Source organism: Actinomyces culturomici (assembly GCF_900499005.1).
Lineage (GTDB): Bacteria > Actinomycetota > Actinomycetes > Actinomycetales > Actinomycetaceae > Pauljensenia > Pauljensenia culturomici.
Genome location: NZ_LS991317.1, coordinates 438,697 through 456,063, shown reverse-complemented (window position 1 = coordinate 456,063; position 17,367 = coordinate 438,697). Strand labels below are relative to the sequence as shown.

The window sequence follows — 17,367 nt, the reverse complement described above, 5'->3', positions numbered from 1 at the left end:
CAGACAAACGAAGGGGACACCCATGCCGAAGGTCGTCTACTTCTCATCGGCGACGAACAACACGACGCGCTTCGTCGACAAGCTCGGCCTGCCCGCCGAGCGGATCCCCCTGCGCAAGTCCGGCCCCGCCCTCCACGTCGACGAGCCGTACGTCCTCATCACCCCGACCTACGGCGGCGGCAACCTCAAGGGAGCGGTCCCCAAGCAGGTGATCGCCTTCCTCAACGACCCGGAGAACCGGCGCCACTGCGTGGGCGTCATCTCGTCGGGCAACACGAACTTCGGCACGGCATACTGCCTTGCAGGCGATATCGTTTCAGCGAAGCTGGGCGTCCCCCACATGTACAAGTTCGAGCTCCTCGGCACGCCCGAGGACGTCTCCCGAGTTCGTAAAGGACTGGAAGAGTTTTGGCAGAGAATCTCACCGACACGGGCGTAGAGGACATCAGCGACCCCGAGCTCGACTACCACTCGCTCAACGCCCAGCTCAACCTCTACGACGCCGAGGGCCGCATCCAGTTCGACGCCGACCGCAAGGCCGCGCGCCAGTACTTCCTCCAGCACGTCAACCAGAACACGGTCTTCTTCCACGACCTCGAGGAGAAGCTCGAATACCTCGTCACCGAGGGGTACTACGAGAAGAACGTCCTCGAGCAGTACGACTTCGCCGACGTCAAAGCCCTCTTCAAGCAGGCCTACGCCCACAAGTTCCGCTTCCCCACCTTCCTCGGCGCGTTCAAGTACTACACCTCGTACACGCTGAAGACCTTCGACGGGAAGCGCTACCTCGAGCGCTTCGAGGACCGCGTCACCATGGTCGCCCTCTACCTCGCGCGCGGCGACGTGCAGCTCGCGAGCAACCTCGTCGACGAGATGATGACCGGCCGCTTCCAGCCGGCCACCCCCACCTTCCTCAACGCCGGCAAGCAGGCGCGGGGCGAACTCGTCTCCTGCTTCCTCCTGCGCATCGAGGACAACATGGAGTCGATCGCCCGCGGCATCAACTCCGCCCTCCAGCTCTCCAAGCGCGGCGGCGGCGTCGCCCTCTCGCTGACGAACCTCCGCGAGGCCGGCGCCCCCATCAAGAAGATCCAGAACCAGTCGAGCGGCGTCGTCCCCGTGATGAAGCTCCTCGAGGACTCCTTCTCCTACGCGAACCAGCTCGGCGCGCGCCAGGGCGCGGGCGCCGTCTACCTCAACGCCCACCACCCCGACATCCTCAGCTTCCTCGACACGAAGCGCGAGAACGCCGACGAGAAGATCCGCATCAAGACCCTCTCCCTCGGCGTCGTCGTCCCCGACATCACCTTCGAGCTCGCCCGCAACAACGAGGACATGTACCTCTTCAGCCCCTACGACGTGCAGCGCGTCTACGGGGTGCCCTTCTCGGAGATCTCCGTGACCGAGAAGTACCGCGAGATGGTCGACGACGGGCGCATCCACAAGAAGAAGATCAACGCCCGCCGCTTCTTCCAGACGCTCGCCGAGATCCAGTTCGAGTCCGGCTACCCGTACATCGTCTTCGAGGACACCGTCAACCGCGCGAACCCCATCAAGGGCCGCATCACGATGTCGAACCTCTGCTCCGAGATCCTCCAGGTGTCCGAGGCGTCGACCTACAACGACGATCTCTCCTACGACCACGTCGGCAAGGACATCTCCTGCAACCTCGGGTCGCTCAACATCGCGAAGACGATGGACTCCGAGGACTTCTCGAAGACGATCGAGACCGCGATCCGCGGCCTCACCGCCGTCTCCGACCTCTCCGACATCCAGGCCGTCCCGTCGATCGCCCGCGGCAACGCGATGAGCCACGCGATCGGCCTCGGCCAGATGAACCTCCACGGCTACCTCGCCCGCGAGCACGTGATGTACGGGTCCGAGGAGGCCCTCGACTTCACGAACATCTACTTCCTCACCGTCGCCTACGAGGCGATCAAGGCGTCCTGCCTCATCGCGAAGGAGCGCGGCGTCCGCTTCGAGGGCTTCGAGGACTCGAAGTACGCGAGCGGCGAGTACTTCACGAAGTACATCGAGGGCGACTGGACCCCGAAGACCGAGAAGTGCCGCGAACTCCTCGCGAAGTCCTCGATCCGCGTCCCCACCCCCGAGGATTGGAAGGCGCTCGCCGCCGACGTCGCGACCTACGGCATGTACAACCAGAACCTCCAGGCGATCCCGCCGACCGGTTCGATCTCGTACATCAACAACTCGACCTCGTCGATCCACCCGATCGTCTCCAAGATCGAGATCCGCAAGGAGGGGAAGATCGGGCGCGTCTACTACCCGGCCCCCTTCATGACGAACGAGAACCTCGAGTACTACGTCGACGCCTACGAGGTCGGCCCCGAGAAGATCATCGACACCTACGCGGTCGCGACCCAGCACGTCGACCAGGGCCTGTCGCTCACGCTCTTCTACCCCGACACCGTGACGACGCGCGACATCAACAAGTCGTACATCTACGCGTGGCGCAAGGGCATCAAGACGCTCTACTACATGCGCCTGCGCCAGATGGCCCTCGAGGGCACCGAGGTCGCCGGCTGCGTCTCCTGCATGCTCTGACCCGTCCCTCCCGTTCCGCGGGCCCGGCCCCGTCCTCGTCGATGCGCACGAGGGCGGGGCCGGGCGCTTTCCGGGCGGGCGGGAACGGGCGTCTCGGTTGAGGCAGTGCTCCGAGCGCTTGCTTCACGGGGGTTTTCGACGCTCTCGGCTTCGAAAGTGCCCGTGAGGCAAGCAGTGGGAGCACTCACGGTTCCGGGTCCGATCAGGGGACTCCCCACTGTCGGCCCAAGCGGTGCCCGCATACGATCGAATCGTCCGACTTCTCCGATCCGCTCGAGCGAAAGGCCGCATCATGAGCACCGACGAGACGACCCCCCTCCCCGCGAACGACTCCGTGCCGCCCGCGCCCGAGTCGCCGATCGAGGAGACCACCGCCTACCCGGCGGCCGCCGACTCCGCCGAGGCGCACGCGCAAACCACCGCCTCCCCGGTCCAGGAGGCCCCGACGACGCCGCTCCCGACCTCCGAGGAGCCCGCCTCCTCGGCGCCCTACGGGCAATCCGGATACGGCAGCGCCCCCTACGCGAGCGCCCCGGCCGATCAGACTCCCCCGCAGCCGAGCTACGCGCAGCGCCCGACCGAGGAGGCCCCCTCCGACGCCCCCCAGACGGGCCAGTCCCCGTACGGGCAGGCGTACACGGCCCCGACCCCGGGCGCCCAGCAGAGCCCCTACGCCTCCCCCGCCCAGGGCGCCTCCGAGCAGCCCTACGGTCAGAGCCCCTACGGACAGGCCCCGTACTCGCAGCCCTACGGGGCGGCCCCCGCGTCCTACGGCTACGGCTACTCGCAGCCGAACGCGCTCGCCGACAGGCTCCGCTCGAACTCGACGATCTGCCTCGTCCTCGGCATCCTCGGGCTCATCGTCTTCCCGCTCGTCACCTCGATCCCCGCGTGGATCTGGGGCAATTCGCTCCTCAACGAGGCGCGCGCCAACGGCCTCCCCGAGGACCTCGTCGCGAACGCGAAGCTCGGCAAGCTCCTCGGCATCATCGGAACCGCGATCTGGGGGATCGGCGCGATCCTCCTCGTCCTCTTCCTCGGCTTCGTCATCGTCCTCGCCATGACCGCCGGCGGAATGGGCTGACCGAACGCACCGCAGCCCTCGGGGGCCGGCCGGAGGGCCGGCCCCCGAGCCGCGTCCGGCGCGACCGATCCCTCACCCCCGCCCGGCGGGATGCGCCGCCGCGCCCGCTAGGGTGGAATCCATGACGCCCCGCCACGACTCCTCCGACGCACCGCGCCGCCGCACCGGATCCGACGCCGATCTCCTCTCCGATCTTCAGCGGCTCGACGGCCGCAACTACGGGTCCTACAAGTCCGTCATCGGCGACTGGGACTACGGGGACTTCTCGCTCGCGATCGACCGGGTCCAATCCGACCCGTACGCCCCGCCCTCGGCGATCCGCGCGATCGCCACCCCGAAGGCGATGGGCCTGCCCGCCGAGGCGCTCGCCGACGGACGCGCGCGGCTCGCCGCCGCCGACTTCCTCGCCCGCTCGCTCGAGGCCGCGATCAAGAACCGCGTCCGCGGCGGCGTCGTCCGCATCGCCCACCCGGGCCAGGAGATCCTCCAGCGCTCCTCGGCGACCGTCCTGCCCGACCGGGTCGAGGTCCGCCTCCAGGTGCAGATGCCCGCGCGCGGGCGGACGATCCTCGGGCGCGAGGCCGCTCGAATCTTCGACGTCGACGTCCCGAATGTCGTCATGGACGCCTTCGACTACGTCTCCGACGACGCCGAGACCTCGAGCAAGCGGGCCGCCCTCCTCGCCCATATCGCCGCGTACGAGGACCACTGCGCCCTCGTCGACGCGCTCGAGGAGAACGGCTGGGTCGCCTTCGTCGCCGACGGCGCGATCCTCGCCCGCCGGTCCGGGATCTCGCAGTTCCCGATGGAGGGCGCCGTCCCCTTCTCCTCACCCGAGACCCTGCGCGCCTCCGTCGACCTCCCCCACGCGGGAACCGTCTCCGGCATGGCGATCGGGCCGGGCGTCACCCTCATCGTCGGCGGCGGCTACCACGGCAAGTCGACGCTCCTGTCCGCCCTCCAGCGCGGCGTCTACGCGCACGTGCCCGGCGATGGGCGCGAACTCGTCGCCGCCCTGCCCGACGCGATGAAGATCCGCGCGGCCGACGGGCGGGCCGTCACCGGCGTCGACCTCTCCCCCTTCATCGCGCACCTGCCGACGGGCGCCGACACGACAGTCTTCTCCACCGAGAACGCCTCGGGGTCGACCTCTCAGGCCGCCGCCCTCATGGAGGCCGTCGAACTGGGATCGCGCCTCGTCCTCGTCGACGAGGACACCTCCGCGACGAACCTCCTCATCCGCGACGAGCGCATGCGCGCCCTCGTCGCCGCCGAGAAGGAGCCGATCACCCCGCTCGTCGACCGGATCGGCGCGCTCGCCGCCGCCGACGTCTCGACGATCATGGTGATGGGCGGCTCGGGCGACTACCTCGACGTCGCCGATCGGGTCCTCATGCTCGACGCCTACCGCTGCCTCGACGTCACCGACAGGGCTCACGAGGTCGTGGCGGCGAAGCCCCGCGAGCGCAGCGACGTCGACGCCTTCTCGATTCCCGCGCCCCGCGTTCTCCTTCGGGCGCGGCCCTCCGACTCGCGCACGAAGACGAAGTCCTCCGGGCTCGACGAGATCCTCCTCGACCGGCAGACCATTTCCCTTTCCGACGTCGAGCAGATCGTCGACCCCGGTCAGACCGAGGCGATCGCCTGGGCGATGCGCGCGATCCTCGAGCAGTTCGCCAACGGCTCGGCGTCCCTGCCCGAGCTCCTCGACCGGCTCGAGCGCCAGCTCAACTCGGAGGGCCTCGACGCCGCGGTGAAGTTCGGCGCCCGGGAGTACCCGGCGTTCCTCGCGCGGCCCCGTCGGGTCGATGTGGGCGCGGCGATCAACCGATATCGGGGGCTGCGGCTCGGCTGAGTCCCGGCCCGAGGCCCTTGATCTCGCGAGAGCATGACCCGACCCCCGCCGAGAGCATCACCTTCGCGCGTCGAGAGCATCACGTTCCTCCATCGAGGGGATCTCCCCCGGCCCTCTCCGGGAAGTCGCCGGGGTGGAACCACGAGCTCGGCCGGGGTCGGATGGGGGCTCGACCAGGCCGTTCCCCAATACCGCCGCGGCGAGCGCCCCGGCAGCCTGGTCGCATGAGCATTCCCGCACCCGCCGCAGTCCCGTCCGATCCCGTCGTCCGCCTCGAGAGCGTCTCGAAGATCTACGGCGAGGGGGAGACCCGCGTCGCCGCCCTCGACTCCGTGAGCTGCGACTTCACCGCAGGAGCCTTCACCGCGATCATGGGCCCGTCCGGGTCCGGCAAGTCGACGATGCTCCACGTCCTCGCCGGCCTCGACACCCCGACCGACGGCGAGGTCCGCATCGAGGGGACGCGCCTGTCGACCCTCGACGACGACTCCCTCACGCGCCTGCGCCGCGACCGCATCGGCTTCGTCTTCCAGGCCTTCAACCTCGTCCCCACCCTCGACGCGCGGGCGAACATCGAGCTCCCCCTGCGCCTCGCCGGGCGAGAACCGGATCGTCGCTGGCTCTCCACGATCGTCGACGCGCTCGGCCTCGGCTCGCGACTCACGCACCTCCCGCGCGAACTCTCCGGCGGCCAGCAGCAGCGCGTCGCCATCGCCCGCGCACTCGCCTCCAAGCCCGCCGTCATCGTCGCCGACGAGCCGACCGGCAACCTCGACTCCGCCGCCTCCGCCGAGGTCCTCGAACTCCTCCGCGAGGCCGTCGACCGGCTCGGCCAGAGCGTCGTCATGGTCACCCACGACGCCGACGCCGCGCTCATCGCCGACCGCGTCCTCGTCGTCCGCGACGGCCGGATCCACGCCGACCTCGCGAGCCCCACAGCCGCCGCCCTCGCGGAGGTCGCGCGATGAACCGGCTCCTCACCGCGAACTTGCGCGCCCACGCGCGCCGCTACCTGGCGACCGGCCTGGCGGTCATGATCTCGACCGCCTTCGTCATGGCGTTCCTCGCCCTCGGAAACGGGATGAACGCGGCCCTCACCGGGCAGACCCGCGCCGAATTCGCGGGCGCGGCGGCCGTTCTCACCCCCGTCGGCTCCTCCGTTTCCTCCGCGGACTCCGGCGCCGCGTCCGAGTCCGAGCCCGTCGACCTCGGGGCCCTCGCGCCGGCCGTCGAGGAGATCGACGGCGTCGCCGCCGTCGCCCCGACGACGACCGCCTTCCTCTCCCTCACCCATGACGGCGCCCGGGCGATGCGCATGGTCTCCCGACTGCGCCCCGTCCCCTTCTCCACGCCGATCCCCTCGCGCGGGGTCCTCCCGAGGGCGAACGACGAGATCCTCCTCGACGCTTCCGCCGCGAAGGAGCTCGGCGTCGACGTCGGCGACGAGGTCGAGGCGGCGCCCGCGTTCAGCGAATCCGGCGCGCCCGTCGCGCTCTCGATCTCCGGGATCGTCGACACCGGCTCGCTCGGCCGGGGGACCGCCGTCATGACGGGCGACGGACTCGCCCGTGCGGGGACCGGGTCGACCTTCACGACCTCGCTCCTCGTCGCCGGGGCCTCCGACGCGCCCTCGTCCGCCGAGCAGAAGGCGCTCGTCGCGAAGCTCGCCGCCGCTCTCGGGGCGAACGCCGGGGTGGATATCACGACCGCCGACGCCGCCCGCGAGGCCGCGCAGAAGGAGATGGGCGCCGGATCCTCGACGATCACCGCCGTCCTCCTCATCTTCCCGGTGATCTCGGTGATCGTCGCGATGATCGTCGTCTCCTCGACCTTCCGCGTGCTGATGACGCAGCGCCGCCGCGAGCTCGCGCTCCTGCGCGCGGTCGGGGCGACGGGGTCGCAGATCCGCTCGCTCGTCCTGCGCGAGGCGCTCCTCGTCGGGGCGGCCTCCTCCGCGCTCGGGGCGGTTCTCGGCGCGCTGCTCGGCGCGCTGCTGCTCGCCGTCCTCAAGGTCCTCCCGCCGTTCGAGGCCCTCGCCGCCGCGGCCTCGCCGCTTCTCATCGGCTCGGCGTTCCTCGTCGGCCTCGTCATGACCCTCGTGTCGGGGATCCGCCCCGCCCTCGCGATGGGACGCCTCTCCGCGATCGAGGCCCTCTCGAACGCCGACGCCGAGACCGCGCCCGGCCGCTCGCACCGCCAACTCGTCGCGGTCTCGCTCGTCGTCGCGCTCCTCGCGTGCGCGGGGATGGGCGTCGGCCTCGTCCAGCGGGGCACGACCACCGGTTTCCTCGTCGCCTTCCTCTCGGGCGCGGTCTGCCTCATCGCGATGATGATCGCCGGCCTCGGGATCGTCCCCGCGCTCGCCGGCGCCTGGGGGCGACTCGGCCGCGGCTCCCTCGCGCGCCTCGCCCGCGAGAACGCCTTGCGCAATCCGGGCCGCACCGCTTCGACCGGCGTCGCGATCGCCATCGGCGTCGCTCTCATCGCGATGATGAGCGTCGGCGCGGGCTCCGTGAAGGCGACCCTCGAGACCGAGGTCTACTCCCGTTATCCCTTCGACCTCGCCGTCTCCTCCTCCGGCGCCATCGACAAGGACGGTCTCGCGCGCATCCGCTCCGTGGAAGGGGTCGAGGCCGCCGTCCCGGTTCGAGGCGCCCCCGGGACCGTTTCCGCCACTGTCGGCGACGCCGATGAGACCGGCGCGGGCTCCGCGGGATCGACCTCAGGGCCCGCTGCGGGCGCGGGCTCCTCTGATGCCGGCGCCATCATGCTCCAGGGAGTCCCCGATCTCTCCTCCGTCGTCCACTCCCCCGTCGACGCCGTCGACGACTCGACCGTTCGCGTCGGGAAGGGCGCGGCGAAGGACGGCGCCCCGGTCGAAGTGTGCGCCGCCGACGGCTCGTGCGCGACGCTCACCGCCCGGGTGGACGAGGACATCGATCCGGGTCGGGCGGAGGTCTCGGCCGCCGCCCTCGAGAGGATCTCGCCGAAGGCGCCGATCGTCCTCGTCCCCGTGAAGATCGACGAGGACGCGGGGGCAACCGCCGTCCAGACGCGGCTCCTCTCCCTGGATTCCGCGTACTCGGTCTCCGGGCCCGCGATCGAACGGGCAACCTATTCGAAGATGATCGACACGGTCCTCTCCGTCGTCATCGCGATGCTCGCCGTCTCGGTTCTCGTCGCCCTCGTCGGCGTGACGAACACGCTCGGACTCTCGGTCGCCGAGCGGACGCGGGAGAACGGCCTGCTGCGCGCGCTCGGCATGACGAAGCGGTCGATCCGTTCGATGCTCGCGATCGAGGCGGCGATCATCGCCCTCGCGGGGGCGAGCCTCGGGCTTGTTCTCGGAATCGCGTTCGGAATCGTCGGAGCCTACGCGCTGCCGCTCGAGCTCGCGCGCACGGTCATCGAGATCCCGTGGGGCGTGCTCGGCCTCGTCGTCGCCGGGTCCGTCGGAGCGGCCCTCGTCGCGTCGTGGTGGCCGGGCCGCCGGGCGGCGCGCACGAGCCCTGTCGAGGCGCTCGCGACCGAGTGACGCCAAGTGGAGGGGTTGACGACACGAGGTAGGGGCTACAAGCCCTCCACTCGTCGTCAACCCCTCCACTCAGCGGGAGAGGGCCGGGCTCAGAGGCCGAGGAACTCCTTGATCGCCGGCATCTCCCGGCGGATCTGGGACTGGCCCGCCCGGTAGGCGGCCTCGAGCCGGGGCTTGCGCATCTCCGTGTTGGAGATCGCCATCGCCTCCGGGAAGAAGAGGTAGGCGCGTCCGGCCGCCTCGAGCTCGAAGAGCTTGTCGCGCGTCGCGTTGTACCTGGCCGGGCGCCTGGCCACGCCCTCGTACACGGAGGGCAGATCGCGGAAGCGGGCGCGCAGGGCCGCGCCGATCGCCGGGCGGAGCGGCCCCTTGACGTAGTGGCGCGGGCGGGTCGCGATGACGAGGAAACGGCGGTAGCCGTCGCGCATCGGCGCGTCGAGCGGGATGCCGCCCGAGGGGCCGAGCGCCCCGTCGACGTAGGTCTCGCCGTCGATGACGACCGGCGGCATGAGGATCGGGAGCGTCGAGGAGGCGCGCACCGCGGCGCCGAGCTCCGCCATCGTCGACATGTCCTTCTTCGAAAACCAGCGCATCCGGCCCCGCGTCGCGTTGAACGCGCCGATCCGTGTCGTCGCCGGATTCGCGAGGAAGGTGTCGAGGTCGAAGGGCATCGCGCCGTCGGGGTAGCAGATCCGCTCGTAGATGTACTCGGCGTTGAAGAGGCCCTCGCCGCGGCGGAAGTGCCCGAGGCCCCCGAACTCCGGGTCGTCGACGAGGTCGACGAAGGTGCCGTACGAGCGGGCGGGGTCGCGCGACACGTAGTTGCACGTGTGCGAGGAGCCCGCCGAGATCCCCGAGACGTGGTCGAAGAAGAGGCCCTCGGCGAGGAGCTCGTCGACGACGGCGGCCGTGTAGGCGTTGCGCATTCCGCCGCCCTCGAACACGAGGGCGGTATCGGTGACGGTGGAGACGAGGTCGGCCGGAGAGCTGGTCGAAGGGCTGGTGACGGGCACGATTCCGAGGGTAGGCCGCTCGGAGCGTGAGCGCTCGCCGGGTCACCCTTCGGCGGCGGGCGCGTCACCTCCCTGTAAGGTCGCCGCATGAGCGAAGTCATCTCCGATCCGTCGAACGTCCCGGCCGATTCCGCGGGGAAGGCCGTCCCCGGAGGCGCCGCGCCGGCACTCGAAGCCACGGGAGAGGCCGCGCCGGCGCGCGAGACCGCGGATGGCGCTGCCCCGGCGAGCGCGGCCGCGAGCGCCGGGGCCCTCCCGCCCGTCGCCCCCAAGCGCTTCGGCTACCGCGTCCGCGACATCCACGGCGAGCACGTCGACGACGGATGGGACTGGCTGCGCGACGAGGAGAACCCCGAGGTCATCGCCCACCTCGACGCCGAGAACGCCTGGGCCGACGCCGTCTGCGCGCCCACCCGCCCGCTCGCCGAGAGAATCGCCGCCGAGGTCAAGGGGCACGCCGCACTCGACGACGTCACCGTCCCGACGCGCGACGGCGACTTCTGGTACTTCCGCCGATGGCGGGCCGGATCCGACTACGCGACCCACCACCGCGTCCCCGCGAATCCCGGGCTCCTCGGCCCCGCGGACCTCCCGCCGACCCCGCGCATCGACGAGGCCCTGCCCGGCGAGCAACTCACCCTCGACGAGAACGCCGAAGCCGCAGGCCGCGAGTTCTTCCGCGCTGTCGACCTCGTCCCCAGCCCCGACGGGCGCCTCATCGCGTGGGCGCGCGACGTCTCCGGCGACGAGCGCTACCAGTGGATCGTCCGCGACGCCGCGACCGGCGCCACCGTCGACGAGGCCGTCGTCGACGCCGGATACGGCTTCGCGTGGGCCGCCGACTCGGCCTCCTTCCTCTACGTCGGCATGGACGAGGCCTGGCGCTCCTGCGAGATCTGGCACCACCGCCTCGGAGAGTCGAGGGACGAGGACCGCCTGCTCCTCGTCGAGCCCGACGAGCGCTTCTCCCTGTGGATCACCGAGGGCGCCGACCCCGGCCTCGTCGTCATCGCCTCCGCGTCGACGACCTCCGGGCGCGCCTGGGCGTGGCTCCCCTCGGCCCCGGCCGCGCGCCCCGTCCCCCTCGTCGCCGCGCGCCCCGACGTCCAGGTCTCCGTCGAGTCGGCCGCCGACCACCTCCTCCTCGTCCACACCGCCACCACCCGCGAGGGCGCGCTCGCCGCCGCCCCGCTCCCCGCCGACCTCGACACCCGATTCCACGAGGTCGGAGCCGAGTTCTCCCGCGCGAACCTCGGGCGAAGGGCCGCGGGATCGGCCCTCGAAGGGGTGCCCGAGGAGGCGGAGATCGCCCCGCCTCAGACATGGATCCCCGTCCGCGAGCCGGGCGAAGGCGAGCGCATCCTCGACGTCGAGGCGAACGCCGGATTCTGCGTCCTCACGATGCGTTCGGGCGCCCTCACCCAGGTCGAGTACCGGACCCGGTCCCTCCCACTCGACAGCGCGCGGCCCCGACCTCGTCCCCTCGAAGCCGAGGAACTCCGCGGACTGTGGGGGCCCGGCCGCTTCGTCGAGTCCGACTCGCCCGTGCGGACCCTCGCGACCGCGCCCGGACCCCGCTTCGAGGACGGATTCTTCCGCGTCTCCGTCCAATCGCAGATCACCCCCGCCTCCGTCCTCCAAGTCGACCCCGCAAGCGGCGCGACGACCCTCCTCAAGATCGAGGACGCGCCCGGCTGGGATCCCGCCGACTTCGTCGAGGAGCGCGTGTGGGTCGACTCGCGCGACGGGAAGACCCGGATCCCCGTCACGCTCGTCCACCGCCGCGGCCTCGTCCCCGACGGGACGAACGCCGGCTGGCAGATCGGCTACGGCTCCTACGAGATCTCCTACGACCCCGAGTTCGAGATCCTCCGCCTCCCCCTCCTCGAGCGCGGCGTCGTCCTCGCGATCGCGCACGTCCGCGGCGGCGGCGAACTCGGGCGCGCCTGGTACGAGGATGGGAAGATGCTCGTCAAGCTGCGCACCTTCGAGGACTTCGTCGACGTCGCCGACTGGCTCGTCGACTCCGGATGGGTCGCGCCCGATCGACTCATCGCCGAGGGGCGCAGCGCGGGCGGGCTCCTCATGGGCGCCGTCCTCAACATGGCGCCCTCCCGATTCCGCGTCGTCGTCGCCGGCGTCCCCTTCGTCGACGCGCTGACGACGATCCTCGACCCGTCCCTCCCCCTCACCGTCGGCGAATGGGAGGAGTGGGGCAACCCCATCGAGGACCCCGCGGTCTACGCGGCGATGCGCGCCTACACCCCCTACGAGAACGTGCCCGAGGGGGTCGAACTCCCGGCCGTCATGGCGACCACATCGGTCAACGACACGCGCGTCGAGTTCGTCGAGCCGACGAAGTGGGTCCAGCGCCTCCGCGAGGCCTCCGGCGCCTCGACCGACGCCGACCTCGCGCGCGCCCGCCCGATCGTCCTGCGCACCCAGATGGTCGCGGGTCACGCCGGCCCCTCGGGCCGCGAGGGGCGGTGGGCCGCGCGCGCCGAGGAATTCGCCTTCGCGCTCGGGCAGGTGGGGATCGCGGAGTAGAAGGCGCAGATCGCGCTGGGACGAGCGGATGCCCGGGCCGGGTCCGATCCCGGCCTAGGAGAGGAGGACCTTCAAGACATCCGGGGCGAAGAAGACTCGGGGTTGATGATCGGGATCGAGAACCTCGAGAATCCCGAGTTCGACGAATTGCCCGACGAGGCCATTCGCCCGTCCGTACGACAGACCCGTCTCCGCCTCGACGCGTCGCACGGTGAACGAGGGATTCGCGACCGCGATATCGACGAGCGCGAGCGCCTTGGCCGATCGCAGTCTGGAATCACGGACTCTCTCCTTGAGCTCGTTCTGCACCTTCGCGAGCGCGAGCATCTGCTCGCGCGTAGACCGCGCCGACGCTTCGAGGCCACGTGCGAAGAAAGACAGGAACCCATCCCAATCGCCAGCGGTTGAGACGGCGAGCAGAGCGTCGTAGTACTCGCTTCTTCGCTCTTCGAACCACGGCGAGACTGTAAGCGTCGGCTCTGAAAGCACTCCCGATGAGAGCAGCGAGAGCACGATGAGGTACCTGCCGAGCCGCCCGTTTCCATCCCGGAATGGATGAAGGGTTTCGAACTGATAGTGGGCCATTCCCGCTTCAATGACCGGATCGATCCTGCCCGCGTGCCCCTGTCGGATCCATCCGAGAAGCGACTCCACCCCTGAACGCAGCCGGTCCCCCGGCGGGCAGGGGACGAACCGCGCGGCGACGATCGCAGGGGTGCCGGGCTCCGGATCACCGCGGCGCCCGATGATGACCTGACCCGCGCGAAGACGCCCCGATTCTCCTTCCAGAGCAGTCCCCTTCATGAGAATCCCCTGAAGTTCCTCAAGCAGCCCGAGCGTGACGGGTCTGCCCTCGCCGACCCACGTGAATCCATAGTTCGCCATTGCGACGTAGTTGAGGATCTCCCGCATCTCAATCGTTGACGGGTGATCCTCGAATGCCGTGAGCACCTCGGCGAGCGGCGCGTAGGTGCCCTCGAGGGCGGAGGTCGACTGCGCCTCGCGCCTCAAGGAAGGGGTGCGAAGAAGGTATGGATTGGGGAGCTGGGCGGCCGTTGCGTCGAGGGCGGCGAGTTCCCTTCCCGCTGCCGCCACCGCGCGGTAGGAAGCCCCCGAGAGCCGCGGTTCGTCATCTCCGAGCGGGGCGGCGATGAAGGCACAGTGCGACCAAGCCCCGAGGAGGGGATCGGATCCGGAGACCTCCACCAGTTCGCCCATCGACGAATTCACGAACATCTCGAGCTCCATGATGCTCATCATCGTTGCTATGCCGAACATGTGCAATGCCAACTTTTCACACAATCGCCTCTTGTGTGAAAAGTTGTTGAGCAACATTGCACTTTTCGGGCATGCACGAGTGCTCCCGGACGTGACGCGGGCATCACCATCCGGGACTACGCTCGCGCCATGACTCAGCGCATCGTCCCCGCCCTCTGGTTCGACCACTGCGCGCTCGAGGGCGCGCGCTTCCACGTCGACGCCTTCGCCTCCGCCCTCGGCGACCTCGCCGGGGACGAGGCCGCGACCGGCGTCGTCCTCGTCTCCCACTACCCGACCGAGGGACTGCCCGACTTCCAGAAGGACTTCGCCGGCGAGGTCCTCGAGGTCCGCTACCGCGTCTGCGGCTTCGAGCTCTCCGGGATCAACTCCGACTCGACCTTCTCGATGGACCCGTCGATCTCCCTCTCGGTGGTCCTCGACCCCGCCCTCGTCCCCGACGCCGAGGACCGCCTGCGCGCCCTCCACGCCGCCCTCCTCTCCGACGGCGGCTCCGAGCTCATGCCGCTCGGCGCCTACCCGTTCTCCCCGCTCTACGCGTGGGTCGCCGACACGTACGGGATGACCTGGCAGCTCTCGGTCTCCTCGGGGGACGAGGTCGCGACGGCGAGCGAGATCGCGGAGGCCGATGAGGTCGCCTCCGGCGCGGCGCTCCCGCCCGCCCCGATCCGGATCGCGCCGAGCCTCCTCTTCGCCGGAGAGGAGGCGCCCGCCGCGAGGGCTCTCGCCGCCTGGGTCGAGGTCTTCGATCGCGCCTTCGCTTCTGAGCCCTCGCAGCTCGGGCCGCTCGTCCTCTACCGGCGCGAGGGGCGCGAGGAGGCGGACGCCCTCCTCCACGGCACGGCGATCCTCGCGGGGACGCCCGTCTTCGCGATGGACAACGGCGGACCGCAGGACTTCGGGTTCTCCTGCGGGCTCTCCTTCTCCGTCCAGTGCGACACTCAGGAGCAGATCGACGCCGTGTGGGAGGGCTTGTCGGCCGTGCCCGAGGCGGAGATCTGCGGGTGGCTCCAGGACCGCTTCGGCGTGTCCTGGCAGGTCGGGCCGACGAACATGGGCGAGTACATCGAGCTGCCGGGCGCCTACGCGCTCATGGCCTCGATGAAGAAGCCCGAGATCGCGGCCTACGAGGCGCTGCGGGGCTGAGGCGGCTCCGGGCGCCTTCGGCGGGGGCTCACGTCAGCGGGCCGCGCGGGCCGCGCGTCGGCGGTCGGGCGCCTCGCGTGGGGCCGCGCGAGCCCGTCAGCCGACGACGCGGAAATCCTTGAGGCGCAGCGCCCCGGGCGCGAGGTTCTCGACTTGGACGTCCTCGACCTCGGACCAGCGCGGCCCCTGGTAGAGCCACACGATGAGTCGGGCGACGTCGTCGGCCGGGCCCTGCGCGAGGACTTCGACCGCGCCGTCGCGCGTGTTGCGGACCTCCCCGACCAGGCCGAGGCTCTCGGCCAGGCGCAGGCACGACCATCGAAAGCCCACGCCCTGCACGTACCCGCGAACGAGGGCACGGATCGTCCTCGTCCGTCCGCTCCCCCTCGCCGGCCCCGCGTCTTTTCGCTCCATGTCGCCATTCTCCCCGTCCTCGGCGCGTTCCGCCCTGCGCGATCCGGATATCGCGCTCACCGGAAGAAGCGCACACTCGTCTCATGCTCACGCCCGATGGAGTCCGCGCGACCCGCGCGGAGCTCCAGGAGAACTACCGCCGCCTCTCTTCGAAGCGCGAGGACGTCCTCGCCGACCATTCGGCCAACCGCTGGTTCCCCTACGACACCCCGTGGCGCGACGCCTGAAGGAGACGACCGTGACGGATATCGATCTCACCGGCTCCCGCCCGACACGCGTCGTCGCCGTCGAGGAGCACTTCATCGACCCCGAGGTCAACGCCCGCTACGACGAGATCTTCGAGGCCGCCGACCACACGCCGGCCGAGCGAGGCAAGGCCGCCTTCATCACCCAGTTCATCTCCCAGGGCGAGATCATGGACCTCGCCGACTACCTCCACGAGCGCTTCTGGTACACGCCCTCGGCGATGTACGACGAGCGGACCGCGCGCTTCTGCGTCGAGGAGTTCGGCGCCGACCACGTCATGTGGGCGACCGACTACCCGTACCGGCATCCCGGCGATGCGAAGGAGTTCATCTGGCGCCTGGGACTCACCGAGGAGGAGGCCGAGAAGGTCGGCCACCTCAACGCCGACCGCCTCTTCCGCCTGGTCTGACGGGAGGGGAGATCCCCTCGACGCGCGAAGGTGATGCTTTCGGCGGTGGCTGGGTAATGCTCTCGGCGGGGGGGCGTGGGGCGGGGGGAGCAGTGCTCCCGCTGCTTGCTTCGCGGCGGTTTTCGCACTCGTCGACGTCGAGAAGGCCGATGAAGCAAGCCCTGGGAGCACTCGGCGGCTGGGTACCATGTCCGGCATGACGATCACCGCGGCCGTCGACGGCTCCTCCCTCGGCAATCCGGGCCCCGCCGGGTGGGCCTGGGTCGTCGACGACGACCACTGGGACGCGGGCGGCTGGCCCGAGGGGACGAACAACCTCGGCGAGCTCACGGCCGTCCTCGAACTCCTCAAAGCCACCGAGGCCGCGGGCCTCGGCGCCGAGAAGCTGAGGATCCTCGCCGACTCCCAGTACGCGATCAACGTCGTCGCGAAGTGGCGCCACGGCTGGAAGAAGCGCGGCTGGGCGAAGACCGACAAGAAGCCGATCAAGAACCTCGAGCTCATCCAGGAGATCGACCGCGTCATCGAGGGCCGCGACGTCGAATTCGAGTGGGTGAAGGGCCACGCCGGCCACGCGATGAACGAGCGCGCCGACGACCTCGCGCGCGGCTGCGCCGAGGCCTATCAGGCGGGCCGCACCCCCGCCCCCGGTCCCGCCTTCGGGGCGTCCTCCTCCGTCTCCTCCTCGATCGACGAGGCCGGGGCGCACGCGCCCGACGGAGGGGAGACGGGGAGTCGCGCAGCGGGACTCGCCGACCACGACGTCCGGGACGGCCGGAGCGGAGCGGGCGCGCCCGCGAGCAGCATTGATCCGCGAGCCTCGGCCGGGCGAACCGGCGCCGACGGGCGATCCGCCGCCGGATCCGAGGCCGCCGATCCGTCGATCCTCGACCTCGAGAAGCGCTTCATCCGCGCGTGGGCGGGCGGGGACACGGAGACCCTCGCGGAGCTCGGCGCCCCCGATGCCGTCCGCGTCTGGCCCGACGGTCACTCGGACCGGGGGCTCGGCGGGCCCGTCCCGCCGGGCCTCGCGGTGAGCCGACTCGAAGCGACCGAGGCCGGAACTGCCACCCTCGTCCGCTACGGCCTGCGCTGGGAGGGCGGGGCGAGCGCCGAGCTCTCCGTCTGGTCCCCCGATCCGACGCGCGGCCCCGTCCTCGTCCATCACCAGTCGACCCCGATCCTCTGAGCCGGAGGGCGCGGCGCACGGACTGCGCGAGCGCGCCGACTCGCCCTCGTCACGCGGGTCCGCACTGCGGCCGGGGCCGCGAGCGG

The 17,367-nt window shown here is 70.6% G+C and carries 14 protein-coding genes; 11 read left to right on the top strand and 3 right to left on the bottom strand.

Features of this window, described 5'->3' with window-relative positions:
- The first annotated feature begins 22 nt into the window (after positions 1-22).
- The 6 genes from nrdI (at position 23) to DY157_RS09100 (ending at position 9,039) form a co-directional block, all read left to right on the top strand.
- Entirely contained in the window at positions 23-439 is a 417-nt protein-coding gene (gene nrdI, locus DY157_RS09125) for a class Ib ribonucleoside-diphosphate reductase assembly flavoprotein NrdI (protein ID WP_115728320.1), read from the top strand.
- Positions 409-2,565: a class 1b ribonucleoside-diphosphate reductase subunit alpha gene (nrdE, locus tag DY157_RS09120; RefSeq protein ID WP_115728319.1), complete on the top strand. Its 2,157-nt coding sequence runs from the start codon at positions 409-411 to the stop codon at positions 2,563-2,565. The genes nrdI and nrdE overlap by 31 nt, the downstream gene beginning before the upstream one ends.
- Before the next feature lie 292 nt (positions 2,566-2,857).
- Positions 2,858-3,649, top strand: coding sequence for a DUF4190 domain-containing protein (locus DY157_RS09115; protein WP_115728318.1), 792 nt, complete (start codon positions 2,858-2,860; stop codon positions 3,647-3,649).
- Between the two features lie 121 nt (positions 3,650-3,770).
- Positions 3,771-5,504 carry an ABC-ATPase domain-containing protein gene (locus DY157_RS09110; RefSeq protein WP_115728317.1) on the top strand — a complete coding sequence of 578 codons (1,734 nt, stop codon included), beginning with the start codon at positions 3,771-3,773 and terminating at the stop codon, positions 5,502-5,504.
- Positions 5,505-5,728: 224 nt separating this feature from the next.
- On the top strand, positions 5,729-6,472 hold the full coding sequence (locus tag DY157_RS09105; protein WP_115728316.1) for an ABC transporter ATP-binding protein: 744 nt from the start codon (positions 5,729-5,731) through the stop codon (positions 6,470-6,472).
- The gene (locus tag DY157_RS09100) at positions 6,469-9,039 is read left to right on the top strand and encodes an FtsX-like permease family protein (protein ID WP_115728315.1); all 2,571 of its coding nucleotides are present in this window, start codon (positions 6,469-6,471) and stop codon (positions 9,037-9,039) included. Before DY157_RS09105 ends, DY157_RS09100 begins: the two co-directional genes overlap by 4 nt.
- Positions 9,040-9,128: 89 nt before the next feature.
- Here the strand turns inward: DY157_RS09100 and DY157_RS09095 are convergent, their stop codons facing one another.
- A complete protein-coding gene (locus DY157_RS09095) occupies positions 9,129-10,052 on the bottom strand; it encodes a patatin-like phospholipase family protein (RefSeq protein ID WP_235827155.1) in 924 nt (307 codons plus the stop codon).
- Between the two features lie 87 nt (positions 10,053-10,139).
- Here DY157_RS09095 and DY157_RS09090 point away from each other — a divergent pair, with 87 nt between their 5' ends.
- On the top strand, positions 10,140-12,599 hold the full coding sequence (locus tag DY157_RS09090) for a S9 family peptidase (RefSeq protein WP_115728314.1): 2,460 nt from the start codon (positions 10,140-10,142) through the stop codon (positions 12,597-12,599).
- Between the two features lie 54 nt (positions 12,600-12,653).
- Here DY157_RS09090 and DY157_RS09085 read toward each other — a convergent pair whose 3' ends face one another.
- Positions 12,654-13,934, bottom strand: coding sequence for a Fic family protein (locus tag DY157_RS09085; protein WP_235827153.1), 1,281 nt, complete (start codon positions 13,932-13,934; stop codon positions 12,654-12,656).
- 72 nt (positions 13,935-14,006) lie between these two features.
- Between DY157_RS09085 and DY157_RS09080 the strand changes: the two genes are divergently transcribed.
- Positions 14,007-15,023, top strand: coding sequence for a VOC family protein (locus DY157_RS09080; protein ID WP_115728313.1), 1,017 nt, complete (start codon positions 14,007-14,009; stop codon positions 15,021-15,023).
- A 96-nt stretch (positions 15,024-15,119) separates the two neighbouring features.
- On the opposite strand, the gene DY157_RS09075 is transcribed toward DY157_RS09080, so the two are convergent.
- Positions 15,120-15,437 carry an acylphosphatase gene (locus DY157_RS09075; protein WP_115728312.1) on the bottom strand — a complete coding sequence of 106 codons (318 nt, stop codon included), beginning with the start codon at positions 15,435-15,437 and terminating at the stop codon, positions 15,120-15,122.
- Between the two features lie 83 nt (positions 15,438-15,520).
- Here DY157_RS09075 and DY157_RS11485 point away from each other — a divergent pair, with 83 nt between their 5' ends.
- From DY157_RS11485 to DY157_RS09065, 3 genes are all read left to right on the top strand, one after another.
- Positions 15,521-15,664: a hypothetical protein gene (locus tag DY157_RS11485; RefSeq protein WP_174232150.1), complete on the top strand. Its 144-nt coding sequence runs from the start codon at positions 15,521-15,523 to the stop codon at positions 15,662-15,664.
- An 11-nt stretch (positions 15,665-15,675) separates the two neighbouring features.
- Positions 15,676-16,092 carry an amidohydrolase family protein gene (locus DY157_RS11415; RefSeq protein WP_160159515.1) on the top strand — a complete coding sequence of 139 codons (417 nt, stop codon included), beginning with the start codon at positions 15,676-15,678 and terminating at the stop codon, positions 16,090-16,092.
- A gap of 196 nt (positions 16,093-16,288) precedes the next feature.
- On the top strand, positions 16,289-17,281 hold the full coding sequence (locus DY157_RS09065; protein ID WP_115728470.1) for a ribonuclease H family protein: 993 nt from the start codon (positions 16,289-16,291) through the stop codon (positions 17,279-17,281).
- The last annotated feature ends 86 nt before the right edge of the window (positions 17,282-17,367 follow it).